The 20,343-nt window shown below is 69.2% G+C and carries 21 protein-coding genes and 4 pseudogenes; 7 read left to right on the forward strand and 18 right to left on the reverse strand.

Translation table 11 applies throughout. The features are described 5' to 3' along the window. Window positions 1-208 precede the first annotated feature (208 nt). The 4 genes and pseudogenes from ACFY1U_RS35100 (at window position 209) to ACFY1U_RS35115 (ending at window position 3,787) form a co-directional block, all read left to right on the forward strand. Complete coding sequence (locus tag ACFY1U_RS35100) at window positions 209-364, forward strand: hypothetical protein (RefSeq protein ID WP_389085447.1); 156 nt, start codon at window positions 209-211, stop codon at window positions 362-364. 50 nt (window positions 365-414) lie between these two features. After that, window positions 415-668: pseudogene (locus ACFY1U_RS35105) on the forward strand (VOC family protein); the annotation flags it as partial. A gap of 412 nt (window positions 669-1,080) precedes the next feature. Beyond that, entirely contained in the window at window positions 1,081-3,483 is a 2,403-nt protein-coding gene (locus tag ACFY1U_RS35110; RefSeq protein ID WP_389085450.1) for a tetratricopeptide repeat protein, read from the forward strand. 79 nt (window positions 3,484-3,562) lie between these two features. Further along, window positions 3,563-3,787, forward strand: coding sequence for a hypothetical protein (locus tag ACFY1U_RS35115; protein WP_389085452.1), 225 nt, complete (start codon window positions 3,563-3,565; stop codon window positions 3,785-3,787). Window positions 3,788-3,794: 7 nt separating this feature from the next. Here the strand turns inward: ACFY1U_RS35115 and ACFY1U_RS35120 are convergent. After that, a pseudogene (locus tag ACFY1U_RS35120) lies at window positions 3,795-4,618 on the reverse strand (helix-turn-helix transcriptional regulator). Window positions 4,619-4,739: 121 nt separating this feature from the next. Between ACFY1U_RS35120 and ACFY1U_RS35125 the strand changes: the two are divergent. Continuing rightward, a pseudogene (locus tag ACFY1U_RS35125) lies at window positions 4,740-4,841 on the forward strand (short-chain dehydrogenase); the annotation flags it as partial. A gap of 47 nt (window positions 4,842-4,888) precedes the next feature. Here the strand turns inward: ACFY1U_RS35125 and ACFY1U_RS35130 are convergent. The 17 genes and pseudogenes from ACFY1U_RS35130 to ACFY1U_RS35210 all read right to left on the reverse strand — a co-directional run bounded on the left by ACFY1U_RS35130 (window position 4,889) and on the right by ACFY1U_RS35210 (window position 18,353). Beyond that, window positions 4,889-5,743 (reverse strand): DUF317 domain-containing protein, encoded by an 855-nt coding sequence (locus ACFY1U_RS35130; RefSeq protein WP_389085455.1) that lies wholly within the window; start codon window positions 5,741-5,743, stop codon window positions 4,889-4,891. Window positions 5,744-5,841: 98 nt separating this feature from the next. Beyond that, window positions 5,842-6,636 carry a winged helix-turn-helix transcriptional regulator gene (locus tag ACFY1U_RS35135; protein ID WP_390698106.1) on the reverse strand — a complete coding sequence of 265 codons (795 nt, stop codon included), beginning with the start codon at window positions 6,634-6,636 and terminating at the stop codon, window positions 5,842-5,844. Window positions 6,637-6,668: 32 nt separating this feature from the next. Further along, window positions 6,669-7,139: a type II toxin-antitoxin system RelE/ParE family toxin gene (locus tag ACFY1U_RS35140; RefSeq protein WP_389085459.1), complete on the reverse strand. Its 471-nt coding sequence runs from the start codon at window positions 7,137-7,139 to the stop codon at window positions 6,669-6,671. After that, the gene (locus tag ACFY1U_RS35145; protein WP_389085462.1) at window positions 7,136-7,945 is read right to left on the reverse strand and encodes a hypothetical protein; all 810 of its coding nucleotides are present in this window, start codon (window positions 7,943-7,945) and stop codon (window positions 7,136-7,138) included. Before ACFY1U_RS35145 ends, ACFY1U_RS35140 begins: the two co-directional genes overlap by 4 nt. A 1-nt stretch (window position 7,946) precedes the next feature. Then, entirely contained in the window at window positions 7,947-8,558 is a 612-nt protein-coding gene (locus tag ACFY1U_RS35150) for a DUF4913 domain-containing protein (RefSeq protein WP_389085464.1), read from the reverse strand. A 96-nt stretch (window positions 8,559-8,654) separates the two neighbouring features. Continuing rightward, the gene (locus ACFY1U_RS35155; protein WP_389085528.1) at window positions 8,655-8,825 is read right to left on the reverse strand and encodes a hypothetical protein; all 171 of its coding nucleotides are present in this window, start codon (window positions 8,823-8,825) and stop codon (window positions 8,655-8,657) included. Between the two features lie 495 nt (window positions 8,826-9,320). Next, window positions 9,321-9,503, reverse strand: a pseudogene (locus ACFY1U_RS35160) (C-5 cytosine-specific DNA methylase); the annotation flags it as partial. Between the two features lie 28 nt (window positions 9,504-9,531). After that, the gene (locus tag ACFY1U_RS35165; RefSeq protein ID WP_389085467.1) at window positions 9,532-10,761 is read right to left on the reverse strand and encodes an IS110 family transposase; all 1,230 of its coding nucleotides are present in this window, start codon (window positions 10,759-10,761) and stop codon (window positions 9,532-9,534) included. A gap of 516 nt (window positions 10,762-11,277) precedes the next feature. Beyond that, window positions 11,278-11,568: a DNA cytosine methyltransferase gene (locus tag ACFY1U_RS35170; protein ID WP_389085469.1), complete on the reverse strand. Its 291-nt coding sequence runs from the start codon at window positions 11,566-11,568 to the stop codon at window positions 11,278-11,280. Then, a complete protein-coding gene (locus ACFY1U_RS35175; protein ID WP_389085471.1) occupies window positions 11,558-12,160 on the reverse strand; it encodes a hypothetical protein in 603 nt (200 codons plus the stop codon). Before ACFY1U_RS35175 ends, ACFY1U_RS35170 begins: the two co-directional genes overlap by 11 nt. Then, window positions 12,157-13,338, reverse strand: a complete 1,182-nt coding sequence (locus tag ACFY1U_RS35180) for a DnaB-like helicase N-terminal domain-containing protein (RefSeq protein ID WP_389085473.1) — start codon at window positions 13,336-13,338, stop codon at window positions 12,157-12,159. The genes ACFY1U_RS35175 and ACFY1U_RS35180 overlap by 4 nt, the downstream gene beginning before the upstream one ends. Continuing rightward, window positions 13,335-13,571 (reverse strand): hypothetical protein, encoded by a 237-nt coding sequence (locus ACFY1U_RS35185; RefSeq protein ID WP_389085475.1) that lies wholly within the window; start codon window positions 13,569-13,571, stop codon window positions 13,335-13,337. Before ACFY1U_RS35185 ends, ACFY1U_RS35180 begins: the two co-directional genes overlap by 4 nt. A 101-nt stretch (window positions 13,572-13,672) precedes the next feature. Continuing rightward, window positions 13,673-15,466 carry a type IV secretory system conjugative DNA transfer family protein gene (locus ACFY1U_RS35190; protein WP_389085477.1) on the reverse strand — a complete coding sequence of 598 codons (1,794 nt, stop codon included), beginning with the start codon at window positions 15,464-15,466 and terminating at the stop codon, window positions 13,673-13,675. A 124-nt stretch (window positions 15,467-15,590) separates the two neighbouring features. Continuing rightward, complete coding sequence (locus ACFY1U_RS35195) at window positions 15,591-16,292, reverse strand: hypothetical protein (RefSeq protein ID WP_389085480.1); 702 nt, start codon at window positions 16,290-16,292, stop codon at window positions 15,591-15,593. A gap of 19 nt (window positions 16,293-16,311) precedes the next feature. Beyond that, complete coding sequence (locus ACFY1U_RS35200; RefSeq protein WP_389085482.1) at window positions 16,312-16,809, reverse strand: hypothetical protein; 498 nt, start codon at window positions 16,807-16,809, stop codon at window positions 16,312-16,314. Window positions 16,810-16,842: 33 nt separating this feature from the next. After that, complete coding sequence (locus ACFY1U_RS35205) at window positions 16,843-17,613, reverse strand: hypothetical protein (RefSeq protein WP_389085484.1); 771 nt, start codon at window positions 17,611-17,613, stop codon at window positions 16,843-16,845. 29 nt (window positions 17,614-17,642) lie between these two features. Next, entirely contained in the window at window positions 17,643-18,353 is a 711-nt protein-coding gene (locus ACFY1U_RS35210) for a hypothetical protein (RefSeq protein WP_389085486.1), read from the reverse strand. A gap of 382 nt (window positions 18,354-18,735) precedes the next feature. Here ACFY1U_RS35210 and ACFY1U_RS35215 point away from each other — a divergent pair, with 382 nt between their 5' ends. Further along, complete coding sequence (locus ACFY1U_RS35215) at window positions 18,736-19,050, forward strand: hypothetical protein (RefSeq protein WP_389085491.1); 315 nt, start codon at window positions 18,736-18,738, stop codon at window positions 19,048-19,050. Window positions 19,051-19,139: 89 nt separating this feature from the next. Next, window positions 19,140-20,342, forward strand: coding sequence for a hypothetical protein (locus ACFY1U_RS35220; RefSeq protein WP_389085493.1), 1,203 nt, complete (start codon window positions 19,140-19,142; stop codon window positions 20,340-20,342). Window position 20,343: the final 1 nt, after the last annotated feature.

Here is a 20,343-nt window from a genome sequence, read left to right on the forward strand (position 1 = left end):
TGACCTGCGGTTTTTCCGGGCTCCCGTACGTTGACATGGTCTTGGGCTGTGTCTCCAGTCGTTGCCCGCGGTGTGCCTCTGCCGTGGGCGAACTGGCCGCGGATACAGCGGCTGGTGTCCGTCCAATGCGGAATGAAACGGCCGTCCTCTCAGCTGGTGCGGGAGCGGTCGTTTGAGCGGCCTGGTGGAGAGAAGGGGAGGAGCGGGCTTGAGTAGCGAGGAGATTCGCGCGCATGACGAGGCTGTCGACGACGTCGAGGCGGCGTCGGTGGGGCGGTCCCGGATGGCTGATGGACGGCGGATCGAACTGAGCATGGGGGAGCTGGCGCGACTGGTGGACGCCGAGGCCGACGGTTCCCTTTGAGAGCCAATGCCGGCCCCGTCTCTGCGCTCGGCTGATCCCTTGGCGACTTGAACGGCGTGACCCTTGACTACATGGACACCCCGGGGAGATCGTCCCGCAGCACTGCGCGTTCCTCGTGTCCGAGGAGGACTTCGATACGATCTTCGCCCGCATCCGGGGCGCCGGCCTGACCTACTGGGAGGATCCGCGCCACAGCCGACCCGGCCAGATCAACCACAACGACGGCGGCTGGGGCGCGTACTTCGACGACCTCGACGGCCACAACCTGGAGATCCTCACGAGGCCCTACGGCAGCGGAGGTTGAATGGAGGTCTCTTTGGTCGCTGTGTTTTGACTCCCTTTTTTCCCTCGATTCCCTGTGATCCCCGCCCTTCCCTCAGGGTGACAAAGGGAAGATCTGCTACCGGATATCTGTCGGGGAAGGGGTTAATTTTCCGGACGAGTACTAGCCAGCTCGCGCTTTGCTCCGGGATAGTATGATGCGGCTGTCGGCAGGGCGGCTGTGGTCGTGTGACTGATGGCCTGCCGTTCGCAGGCGGGGGCTGCGCATCGTGATCACGTATCAAGATTTCGAAATTCTTATCGAACCCACCAAGGTCGACAAGTATCGGGCTCGGGTGAGATCTCCCGTCGGTGAGTACGAATCCGAGAAGGACTTCAAACTGCCGTCCGGACTGGAGCTGGAGAATTTTCTGCTCAGAATAGGTCGGCCTAGGATGGGGGCAACGCGTGGTCCGGGAAATCCCGAGCTGGCGCCGCTGAAGGATTTCGGAACCCGGCTCTATGAGGCCCTGTTCCAGGGGCGCCTGAAATTCGCTTTGGACACCAGTCTCCGCATGGTCGACCACACCGGTGAGGGTCTGCGCCTCCTGCTCCGGCTCGGCTCGTCGGCGAAGATCGCCGAGCTTCCCTGGGAATTCCTCTACGACTCGGAACACAGCCGGTTCTTCGCCCACTCGGTGCGGACTCCCCTGGTGCGCTATCTGGAACTGGACAACCGTCCGCAGCCGGTCACCGTCCGGGCTCCGCTGCGCGTGCTGGTCATGATCTCGAGCCCGGCGGAGCTGCCGAAGCTGGATGTGGAGCAGGAGTGGCGGCACATCAACGGTGCCCTCGCGGGCCTGCGGGCCGACGGGCAGGTCAGTGTCGAACGACTGGAGCGCGGGACGCTGGTCGACCTGCAGCAGTTTCTGCGCCGGTCCAAGCCGCACGTGTTCCATTTCATCGGGCATGGCGCCTATCTTCGGGACTGGCAGGACGGTGTTCTGTTCCTGGAGGACCGGCAGGGGCGGAAGCGCGAAGTCAGCGGAGGGGAGATCGGCGGACTGCTCTCCGACAACGGCGTAAGGCTGGCGGTGCTCAGTGCCTGCGAAGGAGGCAGGGGCGACGAGAGCGATCCGTTCGCCGGAACGGCGCAGAGTCTCATCCAGCGGGGTCTGCCTGCAGTCGTGGCCATGCAGTTCGCCATCACCGACATCGCTGCCATCGAATTCGCCCGAGAGTTCTATGAGTCGATAGCTGACGGGTACCCGCTGGATGCGGCGGTGTATGAAGGGCGCCGCGCGATTCTCAGCGAGGTGAGCAATTTCGAGTGGGCTACTCCGGTTCTCTTCTCACGCGCACCCGACGGCCGGATCTTCGACGTGATGAAGAAGCAGGCCTCCGCCGAAGCCCCGAAAATCCGGGAAGAGCCGCGTCATGCGGACACAGAAACCGGGCAGGCCGCGAAGGGCGGCGAGACCGACCCGGCTCCTGGCGGGGTGACGGAGATCCGGGCCGGTGGTGAACCCAAGCCGACCGACCCGAACGGCTTGACCGGACTGATCGCCCGGGCGGCCGCGCACCGTGAAGGCGGCCAGTACGAGGAGGCCCTGCGCGATCTCGACCAGGCACTCGAACTGGCGCCGGACCATGTGGAGGCTCTCGTCGACCGAGGCGCCGTCAGAGCGGAGTGCGGTCACGGAGACGAGGCTCTTCGGGACCTCGACCGAGCCCTTGTACTGGAACCGGACCACACCGGTGCGCTCCTCGAACGAGGCGCCGCGTACTGGGAACGCGGGCAGTACCGCCTGGCGCTGAGAGATCTCGACCGGCTGCTGAGGCTGGAGCCGCACAACGCCTCTGCCCTGCACGGAAGGGGAGCCACCCATCGGGAGCTGGAGCATTACGACGAGGCCCTGCGCGATCTGGACCAGGCACTGCGGCTCCAACCGGACGACGCGTCCACGCTGACGGACCGGGGCATGACGCACTGGAATGCAGGGCGACCGGACATGGCGCTCCGCGACCTCGACCTCGCACTGCGTCTGAAGCCCGACGACGTGATGGCTCTGGTCGTCCGGGGAACGGCCTATCGGGATCTCCAGCGCTACGACGAAGCACTCCGAGACCTTTCCCACCTGTTGAGGGTGGAGCCTGACAACGCCATCGCTCTGCACGCCAGGGGAGCCGTCTGGCGGGAGTTGGGGCGCTACGAGGAGGCACTGCGGGATCTCGACCGGGCGCTGGAGCTGGTACCCGACAACGCGCAGGCGCTGCTCACCCGAGGCTCCACCTACCAGGACATCGGCCGCAACACCGCCGCCGTGGAGGACTTCAACCGCGCCCTCGCCCTCGATCCCGATCTCACGCCCATGCTGCCCGTCGCCAGCCCACCAGTCACCAGCCCGTCCGTCACGAGCGCGCCCGTCGCGATGCCGGACCGGTCAGGCGGCGAGGGGAGGCCCGACTGGGGAGAGGCGTATGAGATCGAGTACGACGACCTGTCCGCACGGCCTGTCCAGGGAGACGCGTACTGGTCGTCGTCGCGTTACGGCGAGGCACTGCGGGATCTCAATCAGGTGGCCGAGCAGCAGGCGAACGAGGCGGTACTGCTGCGCGACCGTGCCGCCTCCTATCTGGAGCTCGGGCACTACGTGGAGGCTGTGAACGACCTCGACCGCTCGCTGGAGCTGGATCCGGACCACGCGATCGCGCTTGCGTTCCGCGGACTTGCGTACAAGGCGCTCGGCGAGTACGCGCAGGCTCTGCTCGACTTCGACCGGTCGCTCGGGCTCGATCCCACCACGGACTGGGTGCAGCGAGAGCGGGCCGCCCTGCTGAGAGGTTTCGATTCGTGATGGCGTCAGGGGGAATGGCGATATGCCACTGGTAGGGGCAGGACGCGTCTGGCCGGGGAGCTCCGATTACTACGACGTTATGCTGCGCGCGTACGTCACGTACAGCATCTATGTCCTTCCGGACCGGTCCACAGTCGACTTCGACGTCCGCGTGTACGACGAGAACGGCCTCCTCGTCGCCTGGGACACGGCACCGGACAGTGACGCCTTCTGCACGATCACCCCGAGATGGGCGGGCCCGTTCCGGATCTTCGTCGATTCGGCACGCGGCATGGCCAACTACACGATCTCGATCCGTCCCTGACGAGCCGTCAGGCTGGTTCCGAGGGGATCCGGCCCAGTTCGCGCAGTGCTCGCGCCGACGGCGTGCCCGGGTCCGCCGTGATCAGGACCACCTCCTGGTCGTCCTCGGGGACGAGGAGGACATCGCAGTTGAGGTGGAGCGGGCCGTGGGAGGGGTGGTCGACGGTCTTGGTTCGGTGGCCGGGTGCGTGCACGGGGCGGAGCTCCCACAGCTGCCGGAACTCCGCGCTGCGGGTGTGCAGTTCGGCCAGCTGGGCGGCGAGGGAGGGGTCGTGCGGATAGCGATCGGCGGCCCGGCGCAGGCGTGCCACCACGATGTGCCCGAACTCCTCGGCACTGGAGCCCTCGTACATCCGCCCCGCGCCGAGGAAGCGGCGCCGGGCCAGGTTCGTCGTCCCATGCCCGAGGTCGCCGCCGAGCAGCTCCTGGGCGAGCGCGTTCCAGGCGACGACTCCGTACGCCGCGTCGGTGACGATCGCGGCGGTCTCCGGCAGCCGTTCCAGCATGCGGGCCACGTTCGGGCGGGCCCGGCGCACGGGACCAGTGCCGGGCGGCGGCGCGGCCGAGCCCGCGAGCCGGAAGAGGCGGTCGCGCTCGGCGGGGCTGAGCCGCAGCGTCCCGGCCAGCCCGTCCAGGATCCGGGCGGACGGTCTCGGTCCGCGCGCCTGTTCGAGGCGTAAGACGTAGTCGACCGACATATGGGCCAGCTCGGCCAGTTCCTCGCGCCGCAGGCCCGGCTGCGGCGGGGCGTCCCGTCCGGCAGCCCCATGTCGTCGGGCCGCAGCCCCGCGCGGCGGTCCCGCAGGAAACGGGCCAGCTCCTGCCTCGCCATGCCGCTTCCTCCTTCGGCTTCACCGGTTCTGAGATCCTGAGGCCATCGGGTTGCAGCCGTCCGGCTGCCTGGTACAGGTTGTCCCTGGCAGCAGTGCGCCGGCCGGAGGACCGTGGCCGTCATGAACGATCGCACAGCACTCGTCACCGGTGCCAACAAGGGAATCGGCCGTCATATTGCCGCTCGGCTCGCCGGGCTCGGCTTTCTCGTGCACGTGGGCAGTTGCCTGAGGGTAGGTGTTGGCACGGTGGGACTCCCGGACTGGGAAGGCTAACGCTGCCGTCGGGAACCGACGTGTGCGGCGAGCGTGGTGGGCGCGGTCGGGGGCGGAGGTGTGTGCATCGCCCGGGCGTGGGCGCTGCGGGCCAGCGCCGCCTCGGCCCGTGGATCGGGCTTGGCTGTGTCCGCGCGGGTCACCGAGACCAGTGGGCGGTGGCGGTCGGGAATGTTGTCCAGGGCGCGCGGCACGGGGGTGGGGCCCGTGAACACGGCGGTGGAGGCCGCGATGAGGTGCTGCGGGGTGTACCGGCTGAAGAAGGCCTGCCAGCTCGGCGTGTACACGGGGTCGAGGCCGGCGGACATGCGCCACGTCGACTTCTCGGGCGTGAGCAGTTCGTCGTACTCGTGCAGCCAGCCGACGCGCATCTGGTACGCGGCGTGGCCGTCGGGCGAGACCATACGGAACGGCCGCGAGCCGTGTGCTGGCTCCCACCGGTGCCGCGCGGCCAGGGACGCGGGGCTGGTGCTGGTGTAGTGCCGGCCACCACCGAGGTAGTCGGCGAAGTTGTTGTGCAGTCCGTCGACGAGGGTCTTGGTGAACGTGGCCACGATCTCGTTCGGCGTGTTCCGGTCGAACGTGGTGATCCAGTCGGGGACGCCGAGCGGGTCCTCGGCGTAGGAGATGGTCCACCCACCGTAGAAGCTCTCCACGGTGTTGGCGACGCGCACGCGCTGGCACGGGCTGGTGTAGTAGGTGTCGGTGCCGAAGGCGACGGTCTTGGTCCAACTAGGTGCACGATCAAGGGTGTTGAAGATGCTGTGCCTGTCGCCGGGACCGGCGAGGTAGCCGGGGCTGATCAGGACATCCGAATTCGGGTCGAGGGCGAAGGGATCTGGGCTGGGCATGAGAGGGCCTTCGAGAGGTGGGGAACGGGCGCCTGAGCCGCCCGTGTGCTGACACCTGGGCGCGGTCGCGTGTCGGAATCTGACTGCGGACACTTGAGTCACCTGGCCCGGGACGGGTGAGAGAGCGCAGTGACGTACGCAGGGACACGCGGCTGAGGGGCGGAGACGTGTGAGAAGAGTTCGGAGGAAGCCGCAGGACTGCGGCGTACGGCCGCGCTCGCCCGTACGGCCTGCTGAGCTATCGCGCCGTACTGGTCCGGTGGAGTTGCCGCTGGGTGTGCCTTGCGGGCGAACTCCGCGAGTTCGGCGTACACCGGCGTGAGTCCGCGGGCCGCAGACGTCAGGGTGTACTCAGAGCCGCGGCCGGAGAAGGGGCTGGTCCGGGTGATGAGCTGGTCGGTCTGGAGCTGCGTGATGCGGTAGTGGAAGGAGCCGGTGGCCAGTGCGGCTTCGTCTCGCAGTGCACCGTTGGGAAGGGGGCCGTACTGCGCGAGAGCATGGAGGAGAGGGATTGTGCCTTTCCCGCGCAGCCGGCCGAGTGCGTCCTCTACGCGCTCAGCCTCCGCGAGCGACGACGTGTCGTCAGCGAGGTGGGTACGGTGCCAGGCCGAGAGCGCACGGTGGACGTCGTGAGTGCCGCGGCCGACCGGTGTGAGGTCGTATACCCCGACCTGAGGCCGGTCCAGGAGGTCGCTGGTCTGCATGCGGCGCACGATCTGGGCCATGGCGTGGACACCGACCCATGGCAGCGCGGAGTTGATGTCGGCCAGGCGCATGGGGCCGCGTTGCTGGATGGTCTGCAGGGCCCAGGTGGTCCAACGCGGTGAGAGGCGGCCGACGGCCTGGTCGACGAGTGCGGTGTGACGGGTGGGCGTGGTGGAGAGGTCGGGCACGGTGGGGTTCTCCGGAGGGTGGTTGAGTGCCGTCAGCGGGACCGTGTGGCGCGGTTCGTGGCGGTGGTCGTTGCCGCAGGCTGCTGGGTAGTGGCGACCGGCTGCCCGCCGCGGTGCTGAGGAGAGCGGGCCCTGGCGGCTTGGGCTCGCCGGTCGTGTGGGGACGTGGCGGTGGCCGCCCGTTCGCGCTCCAGCCGCAGGGCTGCGGTGCGGTATGCGGCCTGGTCCTGACGCTCGCCGACCGCGAGGAGGTAGATCTCCCGTTTGTGCTGGGAGGAGGCGGGAGCGTCCCGGTACTGGATGACCAGCCGCCAGCGGGTTTCCGGGTCTACGTAGACCTTGTGGCAGCCCGCCAGTTCGCGCTGGAGGGCGGCGCCGCGTTCGTTGCCGTGGACCAGGTGCTGTAGTTCGAGCAGGGCCAGGTCGCGGATGTTCTCCGGGACGGCGCGCAGGTCGGCGAGGGCCTCGGGATGGGCGGCGAAGGCGTACCGTGCGCGGCTCATGGCGCGTGTCCACGGGAGTGCGTCGGGGCAGGTCCGGTCGCTGAACGCGGTGGTGATACGGGTGCCGGAGCTATGGCGAGGCCGTTGCCCGTGACCGTGGAGCGAGCGCGGGCGGCTGCCGCCCTGCGGCCGACGGAACCCGGTGGGGCGGGTGCCAGGGGGAGCGGCGACTCCCGCTCCATGATCCATGTGTCGGCCTCTTCGGCGCTGGTGAAGGCGCCCTCCCGCACGGTGTAGGAGCGCATGTCCTTGGTCGTCTCTTCGAGGAAGAGGCGATACGGCGCATCCGCGGAGTCGGGATGGCTGTCGTAGACGAGCGTGCGGACCTCGACGCCGACGTCGAAGGAGCATGGGTTGTCGGTGTAGTGGTCGAGGACCTCGTACCGGTTGCCGGAGTTGGCCCGGAGCAGGTCCTCAAGATGTGCCGTGAGTCCGTCGGCAGGGCGGGGCCCGTGGGGGTGGGATCCCCTGACGACTTCCTGCGGGAAGCCCTGACGGATCAGCCAGTTCTGCGCCAGCGGAACGACCGGGTGACGCTCGGAGGCGAAGTCGAACGTGCGCTGCTGGACGTCGCGGGTGATGTGCAGCGTGACGTACTCCGCCATCCCCGGGATGTCCCAGATCGCGGACCGGTCGTGCAGCAGCAGGTAGCTGTTGCGGCCGTCGGCGCTGTGGTGCTCGGTGAGGGGGACGAACAGGTCGTCCGAGAGCGTGACGGAGGAGAAGTCGTCCTCGATCTGCTCGGTGGCGGCTTGGAAGCCGTCGAGCCGGTAGTCCGGCGCAGGGGGTTCGTAGGTGTCGGCCATCTCAGGCTCCGGCGGGCTCGGGCGAGGCCAGCAGCCGGTGGTGGGGTCGGGCCGCACTGGTGGTGCAGGCGCCGAACGGGCCATCTGGGGTGCGTAGTTGGAGTAGTGCCGGGTCGAGGTGGTCGCGGTGCCAGGTGGAGGGGCCGGTGAGGCCGGCCTGGACGTCGGTGAGTTGCTGCCAGGCGAGCCAGAGGGCGTGCAGCCGGGCCACGGCCTCGGGGTGCTCCTGCCACTGCTGGCACCACGGGCGGCCGGTGGTGATCTCTCGTCCGTAGACCGGCAGGAGCAGGTTGTGCACCCAGTTGGTCAGCGCGGCCAGTTCCACGGCGTACGCCTGGGCGCCGAGCGCCAGGATGAAGACTGAGGCTGGCGCGTCCTCCTTGGTGCCGTTGGTGTTGCCTCCGGTCGGGCCGGAGGCGGATGCAGGGTTTTCAGGGCGCTCGGGATCGGCTGGTTCGCCGTCCTGTGGGGCGGGCTGGTCGTCGGTGAGCCGGGCGAGCGTCTCGCCCTGCCTGCGGCTCTCGGCGACGAGCCGGGCGACCGTGGCGACGAGGTCATCGAGGTCGTGGTCCGGTATGCGCACCGGTTCGCTCTCGTGGGCGGGTTCGGACATGGCTACCCCTGGTGCAGGTTCTGGTGGGTGGGGTGACGAGGTTCCGGAGAAACGGGGGTTTGGCCCGGCCGGGAAAGTGGGTGTAGAAGGCCCAGGTCAGCGCGGCGCGCGATGGCGGCACACGGTCCCGGGCGGGGCCAGGATCTGCAGGGCGCGGGCGGCCTGCTGGGGCACAACTCCGTTGCCCAGAACGGTCAGTTGGGCGGGGCGCCCCAGCCCCGGCGTGCCCGTCACCCAGCCGGGCGCAAGGCCTTGCATCCACTCCACGAACCGCGGGCTGAGGCGGCCGGCGTCGTCGGTCGGCCGAGGCGCGGGACGGGTGGCCTGCTCCCAGCGGGTGATCGCGGCGGCATACGGCCCCCAGATCTCGGCCCGTCCCCCGTGGCCGACGGACGCTCGGACAGCGGCAGCGACTGCGTGAGCGGAGTCCTGCTCGACGTGCTTTTCCGCTGTCCGGCCGTGCGTGTGGACGTGGCATCCGGGGCGGTGCGCAGGCGTGCCGCCGAGGGCAGGGTCAAGTCCCCGTTGCCGTGGCGCTGGTTGGGTGAGCCCTTGGTGCCGTCCGAGGCCTTCGGGGTGGGCAGGAGCCACTCGATCTCGTCCGCCAGGTTCGGGCCGTGGCCGCCCTGCTTGCGTTTCGCCGGGTGCTGGCTGCCCCCGTTGGATCCCAGGTTGCTGGTCGGCGTCTTGAGCAGCGGTGATCCGTCCGGAGGGCCAGGCGACGAGGAAGATCCGCTCGCGGCGGTGTGGGGCTCCGACGTCAGCGGCGCGAAGCACGCACCAGCGCGCATCGAACCCGAGGTCGGCCAGGGAGCCGAGTACGGCACCGAGTGCGCGCACAGCAGGCTGGCCTGCGGTGTCTCCCAGACACCACGGGCAGAGTTCCACGTCGCCAGGGGAATCGGCGGGCGAGGTGAGGAGCCCCCGGACATTCTCGATCACCACCAGGCAGACATCTCACGTGTCCAGGAAGTCAAGCCGCGATCGCCAGCGAGGAGGTGAAGGCGTGATCTTCGCTGAAGAGCTGCCGGGTTTTGAGGCAGTGGTGGAGCTGGCCGAGCATGCGGTTGAGCAGGTGGCGCTGGGCTTGGGCGTGCCAGTCTCCGTGGTCGCGCCGTCGCCGGTAGTGGGCCTTGGCTCCGGGAGAGGCGTTGGGTGCGGCGAAGGCCCAGAGGAAGCCGGCATTGATGAGCCGGTTGTTCTTGACGAACCGGCGGCCGACGTAGTGCTTCTTGCCGGAGGCCCGGGTGATCGGGGCGGAGCCGGCGTAGGCCTTGAGTGCGCGGGCGTCGGCGAACCGGGTGCGGTCGTCGCCGATCTCGGCGAGGACTCGGGCGGCGAGTTGGACGCCCAGTCCGGGGAAGCTCAGCAAGATCTCCGCGTCGGGGTGCTCGTGAAAGCGGCTTTCGACGGCCTCGGCGAGTTGGTCGGCGGCGGCGCATGCGGCATCCAACTGCCGCAGGAGAGCCAGGAGTTGGATGCCCATGGCGTCCTCGACGGCCGACGCCTGGCGGCCGTGCTCGGTCCGCAGGACGGCCCGAAGCCGCTCGGCTTCGGCATCGATGCCGCGTTGCCGCCCGGAGCGTTTGAGGGCGGCCCGCAGCTGGGCCAGGGTCAGTCGTGCTCCCGTGCCGGGGGTCGGTGCGGCGGTCAGGATGGCGCGGGCGTCGGGGCGGGTCAGGCCGTACTGCTTGGTCTGGAAGGCCTCCAGGGCGGCCGGGTAGTACTCGCGCAGCAGCGAGCGGACCTGGTTGGCCAGCTGCTGGCGGCTCCAGACGGCGTCCTGCTGGGCGCGGGCGAGGACCGCGATCGCTTGGGCGAGTTCGCTGTCGGCGGGCAGCGGCCGGTGCATGGCCATGTCGGTTCGCAGGATGTTGGCGAGCACGAGGGCGTCGCCGGGGTCGGACTTCTTGCGGGAAACTGCGTGCCGGTCGCGGTAGCGGGCGGCGGCCAGAGGGTTGACGGCGAAGATCTGCCGCTTGCCGGTCCGCAGGGCGGCGACCAGCAGGCCGCGGCCCGTCTCGATCGCGACCGGTATGGGCTCCTGCGGCGTGTCGCCGTGCTCGGCGAGTACGTCGAGCAGGATCCGGTAGCCGACCGCGTCGTCGGTGATGCGGCGCTTGGCGAGCAGAGTGCCCGTGTCGTCGACCAGGGCGACATCGTGGTGGTGCTCGGCCCAGTCGATGCCGCAGAAGATCTTCAAGTCGTTCTCCTCGGAGCTGTTGTTTGCGCAGGTGGCAGGCCTGTGCGGGCCACGCGGCGACCTAATCCCAGGACTCGTCGGTCCGCCATCTCACTAGCCGTTCGCGGCACCAGCGCACCGCGCGGGTCCCGGTCTTGGCCAGAGCTCGAAGGGCTCGCGGAGTTCGAGGGGGTCACCGTGCGGCGGGCTCACACCACGACGATCAACGTCTGGTACCCGTCGGCGGGTTTCGCGGTGGCCCGAAGACGCCGAGCGCCACCACTCTGCCTGAAGGCCTCGAGGACCAGGGGTTTGAGCAGGCATCCGCTCGGAGCCCACGTGACCACCGCGAAATCCACCGCGGCGACGGTGCCGCTCTGTCAGAAGGCCTCACCGGCCAGGAGAAGCCCAGGCATCCGCCACCAGACAGTCCGGACCGCCCGCCACGGGGTGAACCGGAACTGCTTACTCAAGGATTAGGGGTTGAGGGCTTCGATGGCACGGACGACGTGCAACCACAGGCCGGACCGGGTGCCGTCAGCCAGTCCGGCGCGACGGCCGGCGACCGAGACGTCTTTGACAGGGGAACCCCGCCGTCAGGACGCACACCTCCGGGACGTCGGCCCAGTTCACGGCCGTGATGTCGCCGAGGTTCGGCACGGCCGGCCAGTGCCGGGACAGGGTCCGGGCCGCTCCCGGATCGATCTCGGCATGCCAGGCGATCGTTCCGCCGAGGACCGCCTGGATGCCGAGATCCAGACCGCCGTACCCGGAACACAGGCTCCCGATCGACGGCTGGGGCGGCGCGGTCGGGAAGTCAGCGCGCATGTCGGGACACCGGCATGTAGGCGAGACGGGTTGGCGCGGTTGCGGGGAGCGTCGCGGGGACGCGGTAGATCGAGTTCGTTGGGCGTGCCGAGCGGCTCAGCGCGGCGAGGACACGAGGTGGAGTGCCGTCGATCCGGTCGGCAGCACGCCGCAGCGTGACGAAGGTTTCCTGCAACGAGTCCACGGTGAGGTCCAGCCGGTCCTGCGCGACGTCGAACGCGGACTGGCGGGCGTCGAGCAGATTCGCTGAGCGTGGTGCTTCTGCGTGCCTGCGCAGGAATCCGAGCTGTTCGTAGGCTTCGGTGTAGTTGTTCACGGCGCGTCCCGCCGGGGCGGACGCGCTGGTGTAGGCGTCGATGACCGGGCCGAAGTCAAGTCCCGGATCGTTGTCGGTGGCGCGGAAGAGGACCGCGTCGGACAGGTCCTTCACGAGTCCCGTCAGTGCGCCGAGATGATGGGATGCGGTGGCAAGGTCGGGCAGGGAGCTGTGTGTGTATGACTGGACCACTTCAGTCCGGAGCTGCTCGAACTCCCGAGCCAGCGCGTACAGTTCGTCCTTCTCCAGGCCCGCTCGTCCGGTGTGGTCGGTCATGACGGACTCCGATGGTTGTGCCGGTCGGGAAGCGCGGTGCACGAGGCCGCGACCGGCGCCGAGGGGGCCGGGGCAGATGTAGGGCGGCTGCGGGCTCGGGCCGCCTCGATGCGGGCGGCAGGCGGCGACGCACCCGGCCGACTGGTCGGCCGCCGCGGCTCGGGATCGGCTTCGTGCGTGCGGTGCAAGCGGCGGCGTACGTCGTCCAGCGGACCGAGAGCGTGCAGGGCGTAGCCGATCAGCCGGCCTGGGGCCAGGGCTTCGTCGTCGGCGAGTGCGCGTACCTGCCGAGCGACGGCGGCGGCCGTGCGGACGAGCGAGGCCTGGACGACCTGCTGGCCGAAGTGCTCGGCCACCCCGGAGAAGGACAGCGGGTCGCAGATGCGCAGGACGCGTTCGGCGTCGAGGGTCCCATCGGACAGCGCACCACGGCGCTGGGTCTCCCACAGCGCGGTCAGCTGGTCGATGGGCTCGCCCCGGTGGTGCAGGGCGCCCAGAGCGCGGTAGATCTGCTGATGGCCGATGTCCGCGAAGTCCCCCGGACGCAGCCAGTCGACGACGTCGAGGAGCTGCTCGGGCCGGGCGCTGATGCAGCCGAGGAGGAACTCCTCGTCGGCGAGGACCTGTTCGTCGACGACTTGCGGCTGCTGGGCGGGCGACGTGATCGGCTCCGGGGGTGGTATCGGGCGCGGCTCGGTTCCCCACCGGTGAGCAAGATCGGCGAGCACCTCGGACAGGATCTGGGCGTGGTGGACCGTCTCCTCGACTCCACCGCGGACGGCGTCGGCACGCGCGGCCTGGTGGAGGCGGATGGCGTGCTGGGTGACGCTGCGGTGGATGGCGCCTTCCAGGACCATCCGCCCGTAGACGGGCGCATGGGTGGGGCGCGGACAGGCGGATATCAAGGAGTGGGCGTACGACGCGGTCAGTCCACGGGTCCGGGTGCTCGCCTCCTGCACGGTGTCCGTCACCCAGGACAGCGGGATCGGGTCTCCGTGCTTCACCGTTGTGGCCGGGTGGCCGTCGGCGTGGAGCTTGAGCATTGCGGCGTAGAGGGCGGCGTGGGCCGGACGGTAGAAGTGCTCGGGCCGCAGCCAGGGCGAGAGACGGTCGAGCTGGCCTGGGTCGACGAAGACCGCGCCCAGGACCGCCTGCTCGGCCTGGACGAGCGGCTTCACCGCTGGTCCTTCCGCGGGGTCGTGCGCTCGGCGCGCAGCTGCGCGACGGCACGGTCGGCTGCGGCCATGTCGGCGGCGAAGCGGTCCAGTTCACCGGCGAAGACGGGGTCCGAGGCGGACATGGCGCCGGTCGGGGTGACCAGCCACCATGCGCTGCCGCGGCGTACGGCCGGAGTGCCGGCAAGCCGCTCGGACGGGCGGACGGAAGCCCAGGTTGGTACGGGGTGGGACATGGGAGCACCTCAAGAGGAAGGGGAGGCCGAGCAGCGGCTCGGCGAGGGTGCGGGGCGTACTCCCCCGCGTCTCGTACGCGCGTCGCGCCGGGCCGGGGTGGTCATGCCGCCGGACCGAAGTCGTCGCGGTGCAGCTGCTTGGCCAAGGCCCGCTCGGTGATGGCCGCGGTCGCCTGGGCGGAGGCGGCGCCGAGCCGCCCGGCGTCCGGCTCGCGATACCAGGGCTTGAGATCCAGAAGGGCGGGACGCACGCCGGTGGCCAGCAGCAGCGCGGACCCCTTGGGCAGGGCCCGGATCGCGTCGGCCGGCAGCACCCGCTCCTGACGCGTCGACACCGACGTGGACTTGCCCGACTCGCTGGTGGACACGGAGACGGTGCGCACGTCGTGGTCGCCGACGAGGCGGGAGAGCTTGTCCGCGAAGTCGGCGTCGTCGATGCCGGAGCCGACCAGCTTGATCGTCGCGGCGGACCACAGGGCGTCCATGCCGGCCTCGCCCCAGACCCGTACGCCCTGGCGGTAGGACTGCAGGATCGTGATCGGGATGACGCCCCGGGACCCGAGGTGGGAGTAGAGGTCCGGAAGGTCGGAGATCTTGCAGACGTTGGCGGCCTCGTCGAGGATCGCGAGCAACGGTGCGTCCAGGCGCCCGCCGTCGCGTTCGGCCTGGATGACGGCCGCGCGCATCACCGCGTCGGCGGCTGCGGCGATGATCGCCGAGGCGGAGCCGCCGCCGTCCTTCGACAGCAGGAACAGGGTGTCCTTGCTGGTCGCGAACACCTCCGGCTGGAACTCCCGGACCTTCTCCAAGCCGCCTGGAGGAGTGACCCAGGCGGCGATGCCCGGGTCGAGGAGGCAGCTGGCGTACTGCCGGGCGGTCTCGAAGATGCCGTCGCGGGTCTCGACGGCTCCGGCCACGGTGCCCTGGAGCTGGGCGGCGACGCCGTCGAGGCCGGCGTCCTGGAGAAGGTCGATGGGGGTGCGGTCGGCGGGCGAGGCGAGCCAGGCCAGCACGTCGGTGATCGGCCGGCGGTCGCGGGCCGCGGCGAGGAACAGCGCGGTGAGGGTGTTGGCGGCGGCGGTGGACCAGAAGTCGCCTGCGCTGGACTCGTCCACGGAGGCGGTCACGAAGTGTCCGGCCAGCCGCCGGGCCCCGGCGAGATCGTGGGCGTCGGCGAGGATGTCCCACCACATGGTCTGCGGGGCGTGGGCGATCTGCTGCGGGTCCAGGGTCCACACCGTGCCCACCCGGGAGCGCTCGTCGAGCGTCGCCGTGAAGGCGTCGCGTGCCGCTTTGTTCGAGGTCAGCAGCACCGGGCCGGGGGCGCGCAGGATCGCGGGGATTGCCAGTCCCGAGGTCTTCCCGGAGCGGGGCGCCATGATCGCGAGGAGCACGTCCTCCCAGGACGAGCGGACCTCGGTGGCCCCCGGCTTCAGCGTGCCCAGCAGTACGCCGCGGTCGTCCGGGGCGATGTCCTTGGGCTTGGTGCCCTTCAGGCTGGGCCGCAGGTCGATGGCCTTCGCGGCGATCTTCCTGGGCAGCAGGTCGGCCAGGTCGCGCCGATCGGCCAGCCCGTTGGGGTTGCGGCGAACGCGCAGCCACAGGCGGGCACCGAGGACGGCTACTGCGGTGAGCGTGGCGGCGGGCAGCAGGTAGCAGCCGGTGAGGACGGCGGGCCGGGCGAGATGCGGCCAGACGAGTTCAGGGTGCAGGAGCGCGTTGGTCGGCTGGAAGGCGGCCCACGGATCGGAGCCGACCAGGGTGTTGGCGAGATTGCCGAACAGCCAGGCCAACGAGCCTCCCCCCATGCCGAGACCGGCGATGCCGATCAGGAGGTAGAGCAGGAAGTCGGTGCCGGTGGTGGTCGAGGGCGTGCTGGTGCGCGGAGATGGCAAGGCGGGATCCAGGGGAGTGCGGACCTACGGGTGGTGGCGGGGCGGCACGTTGCTCTGGCGATCACGAGCGGACTCCTGGTGGTTGTGGCGGTAGGCAGGAGAGTTGGACGGAAGGCGGGGACGGTCAGCGAGACCGGCCCGGCCGGGGCGTGGTGGGTGGTGTGGCGGAGGGCCCGTCGGCGGCGGGCGTGACGCTGGTGCCCGCGCGAGGGGCGGTCGCGTAGTAGCTGGCGACGCCTTCCTGCCAGCTCCGCTTCTGGGGTGGCCCGAGGCTCTGCATCTGCTGGCCGGCTTCGCGCACGTCCTCGGCGAGAGACGTGAGGGTGGCGGCGGCGTCCTCGAAGATGTGGGACAAGTCCCAGCCGTCATCGGTGTCGGCGACGTTGGCTTGTACGGCGGCGGCCTCGAAGAACTCGCTGAGTCGGACGAGGACACCGTCGTCCGGATCGACGACGTGCTCGACGAAGTCGGCCGCCCCCGCGTACGTCTCGGCTCCGTTGAGCTGATCGGTCAAGGAGAGGATCTGCTGCCCGTAAACGCGCCTGCCGAGGGGATCGGTGGGCGTGGCGATCCCGGTGACGTCCAGCCCGGGATCGAGTTCGACCCGGTAGCCGACCGCTGTGAGCATCCGGGCGGCATAGCTGGCCATCTGGTTCTCGCGCTTCTCGCCCATGTCCCAGGGGAGGCGGTACCAGAAGGAACGCGGCGTGGTCTCGATGACGAACCCGGCACGCTTGAGGAGGGTGACAGCCAGCTTGTCTCCGCCCTCGGCGATGACGTTGCCGTCCGGCTCGCGAGTGATGACGACATCGGGCGTGGTGGACATGGAGGCCTCCGCGGGCGGGTCAGAAGTGAGGGTTCTCGGTGGGCCGGTCGCCCGCAGTGGCGGCGGCCAGCAGCTCGGGCAGATCACCGGGGTCGGCGTCGCGCTGATCCAGCCACCACCCGGCACGCGTCAGCGGCCGCGCCGCATCCTCGACGGCGGCCCACTCCGCCTCGCCGGTGGTGCCCTCGACGACGAGGGCGGTGTACGCGGCGGCCATGAGCTGGTGGCGGCAGCGGGTGCCCCAGGCGATGGCGCGGTCGGTGCCCTCCAGAGGAGGCATCCGGTACCGCGTCGACCACTCCTCGGCTTCGGCCTGCTCCGCGGCGCGCTTCTTCGCCAGCCACTCTGCCTTGGACTCGGTGTCCTCGCCCTGGGCGGCGCGCCAACAGTCGGTGCAGTCGCGCTCGGCGAGCCAGCGGGCGTAGCCGGCACGCCGGTCGGCCGGACGGTCGGAGAGATCGACCTGCGTGGTGTCTCCGCAGGTGTGGTTGATGGTCCAGATCTTCTTGACGGCCATGAGCCGGACTCCTTCGGGGGATCGAGAGGAAGGTCAGCGCGTACGACGGGGGCTGGACGGGGCAGCCGGTGAACGGGCCGCTTCGTCCGGCGAAGTGGACTGTGCGGCCGGGCGGTTCGGGGAGGAGGAGAGAGCGGCGCGGGCGCGGGCGGTGTGCGTGACCGACGGGAGCTCGTACCGGGGCAGCAGCGGTACGTCGGCCAGGGCCGGGGCACTTTCCGGGGTCACGTCCGGCATGACCGCCAGGTCGAGCTGGGCGGCGACGAGTTGGTCGCCGAGGAAGGCGATGTGGTGGGCGATGGTGCGCAGGTGCTGGCCCAGCTCGCGGCCGTTGGCGGTGCCCAGCCGGTCGCACCAGGCGGCGGCCGTGTCGATGAACTCCTCCAAGTCCCCGACAACGCCGTGGTGTTCTTCGAGGATCTGCTCCAGGACGTCAGCGACATCGGCCGAGCGGCGCAGCTCGTGCAGTTCCCCGGTCAGGGCGGTCAGCGACTGCCCCGGCAGTGTCTGGCGTGCGGGCACCCCGTCCGGCGTCGGGATCGGCGGCGGCAGCATGATGCGGGGATCGGCGGCGACCGATAGACCGACGTCCTGGAACTCGCGGCTGGCACGAGCCACGGCCCGCACCGCCGCGTTGTGCGGGGTGTCATCGGCCAGCGTGTAGAGATCGAGAGCGCTGCTGTGGCGGAATTGGTGCTTGCGCAGTACCTCGTCGAGGAACGGGTGATCGTCCGATACGGCGGCGACCACACCGAACTCCGGGTGGACGCCGAAGGCGACGTCGGGCTCGAGTTGCAGTTTCATGCTGAAGACTTCCTTCGGGTTCGGATGACCTAGCGGGCGCGGGCCCGGTGCCGAGGAGCCTGGGCCGGGCGGAAGGCGACCGTGACGTCGGGCCGCTGCGGCACCGACGTGCTCGCGCGGGCCGGGGAGATGGCGGTGGCGGCCTGGACCCGGCGCTGCGAGGTCGCGGGAGTCGGATCGGGACGTCCGTTGCCGCGGATGTAGGAGAACGCGTCGAACGCGAGGGCCGTGCTGTCCAGCCGCGTCTCGACGTACCGCAGATCGCCCTCGCCGTGCAGCAGTACGCCCTCGCCGGTGCGGATGTCGGTGCCGACCGCGCGCAACGTGCCGTCGGGATCGCGGACCTGGTCGTGCACGACGATCCGGGCGGCCCGGATGTCGGCGTCGAGCGCGGGGGCGGAGACCGCCTCCCCGGCGCCGAGGATCTCCGGGACGGGGGTGGTCGGCTGCCCGTCGAAGAGACCTTGGCCAGGGTTGGGCCGGGTGACGGGCTTGAGGTCGTACACGGCGTCGGACGTGACGTTGTACTGCGCGGCACGCAATGACTGGACCGCCTGCTCTCCGCGCCGTGTCAGGTCACGGTCTGGCTCGGTCAGGGCGTACAGGCGGCTGCCGGGCAGCTGCTCGAAGCCGACCCGGCGCAGCATGTGATCGGCGACGTGGTTGTCGTGCGACATCGCGGCCACGACGCCGTACTGGGCGTGGTGGGCGACGGTGATGTGCGGGCGTATTTCCGCCACGAGAGGTGCACCTCGCAGAGGTCGGGGCCATGCGGAGGACGAGGATGTGGCCCGAAGACGGATTTGGCGGGGCCGGGAAATATGCGCTAGCGCGATCGGCGCACGCGGTCGTGCGAGAGGAGACCGGGCGGCGCCGCAGTGGCGGACACCGCTGTCGTCGCGGCGCTCTGGCCAGCCGTATGCGGCGACCGGGCGCGGGCGGCCTGGACCTGAGCGGACTGCTGCGACCTGACCGGTCGGCCGCGCTCGGCTCGAAGAGCGCGCAGACGTGGCGCTCGTCATTGCGAGTAACTACCTATCGAATCCCTGCAAGGATTTCTTGAAGTCGTACGAACCCAACAACCGTCCCCCGTTTCGTGTCCGCTATTGAGAGCGTCCGAATTTGGAGCGCCTTCTAGAGGGCCGCGACGAGTTCATCATGCGACACCTTCGCTCGAAGCGTCGCAAAGAAACCGAAATCATCGAGGCGGAGCAGGAGTTCTTCGACCGTGTTTGGTACAACCGGAAGGTTGTGCTTGAGGAGCGGCTAGCAGCTGGGGACAAGAGCTTTTCCCTTGAGGTCATTAAGCAGATGCGTGCTGCCTGCCGAGACATGGAAGCCAAGTACGGCAAGGAGAACCTCGATCCCTACTCCGACTTTGAGTGGGGGAATGGTCAACGGGAAACTGTCGGCGCTCCGCTGGGTGCTCGGCGATGAGTGGGACTTCCTCGACACGTAGGGCGCAATAGATAGGACCATAAACAAATCCGTTGTGCCCATATGGGGCACAGACGTACACTCCGCCCATGATGAAACTGACCCACCAGGAGGTGGAGCGGCGGCTTGGGATGCGTACAGCCGACCCGCAAGAGTTGGCGTGGGCTATCTCTGGCGTCATGGCCCAAGCGCAATTTACGTCTGAGCTTCAGATCGACTTTCCGGGCACAGACTCCCCTGCCCTGACGTTGCACTACTTCCGGATGGGTGGATTGCGAGCCATCATCCCAGGGCCGAGCCTTACTGATGAAGTCTTTAGGCAAGTCGAGGAGCGCGTTAAGACAACACTGCTTGCTCCGGCGGTACCCATCGTTAATCGTGTTGCTCTGTTCGCCCACGTGCCCACCGAGGGCTACTGGCGGTACCGGGATAAGCTCGTGATCCGACGCGCGCCGGATGAAGCGCCCCGACCTCAGATGGTGATAGGTGAACACCCAATCATCTTTGAGGTGAAGTTCGACGGCTCTTCTGACTGGCAGCTGCGCAACCTGCGCGCGCTCAAGGAGCCCCGAGAGCTCGCCCTGTTTCTCTCTCTAGTCGTGCCGGGTGTTACGGTGCCGCCCATCAACGCGCGCCAGCATTGGATGTTGGACACTACGCCCGGGGCCATGCGCTCAGTCTGGGCGCAAGAGAGCTACTTCATCCCCGGCTTCGAGGCGTACACAGAGGAGTTGTCCGGCCAGGGCGAGCTTCCCGACATCGAGATGGTAGAGAAGCCACCCACCGGCATTCGTGGCAACGACGTGTTGGTACTGCCGGAGGACTTGGAGCGCAAGCTAGACACCTTTATGCGGCTTGGTGACGACGACCGGGCCCGCATTCTCCGCGCCGCCTACTGGCTTCACCATGCCCGAGAAGTCTGGGACATCTCCAAGTCGGCCTATTTCCAAGCGCTGGTCCAAGCCGTTGAGGCCATGCTCAAGTATGGCGACCATCGGGAGCGCTGCCCGCAATGCAATACTCCCCTTGCGGGTCCAACTAAGTACTTCCGCTGCTTCATCGACCGCTACGCCCCCACGCGGGACGAGCACGACGAGGACGAGCGCAAGACGCGAAAGCTGCTGTACGGCAAGCGCTCCGACCTCACCCATGGCACATCACTGCTCGCCGCCGACGAAGAAGTTGGTTTTGGGTGGCACACCCCGAAGCCGTCTTACGAGTACCGGCTTTCCAGCGAAGCCCAGCGGGTTTGTCGGCGGGCGATTATTGGATGGCTGGACGAGCAGGAGTAGT

Source organism: Streptomyces sp. NPDC001351, from assembly GCF_042896045.1.
Taxonomy (GTDB): domain Bacteria; phylum Actinomycetota; class Actinomycetes; order Streptomycetales; family Streptomycetaceae; genus Streptomyces.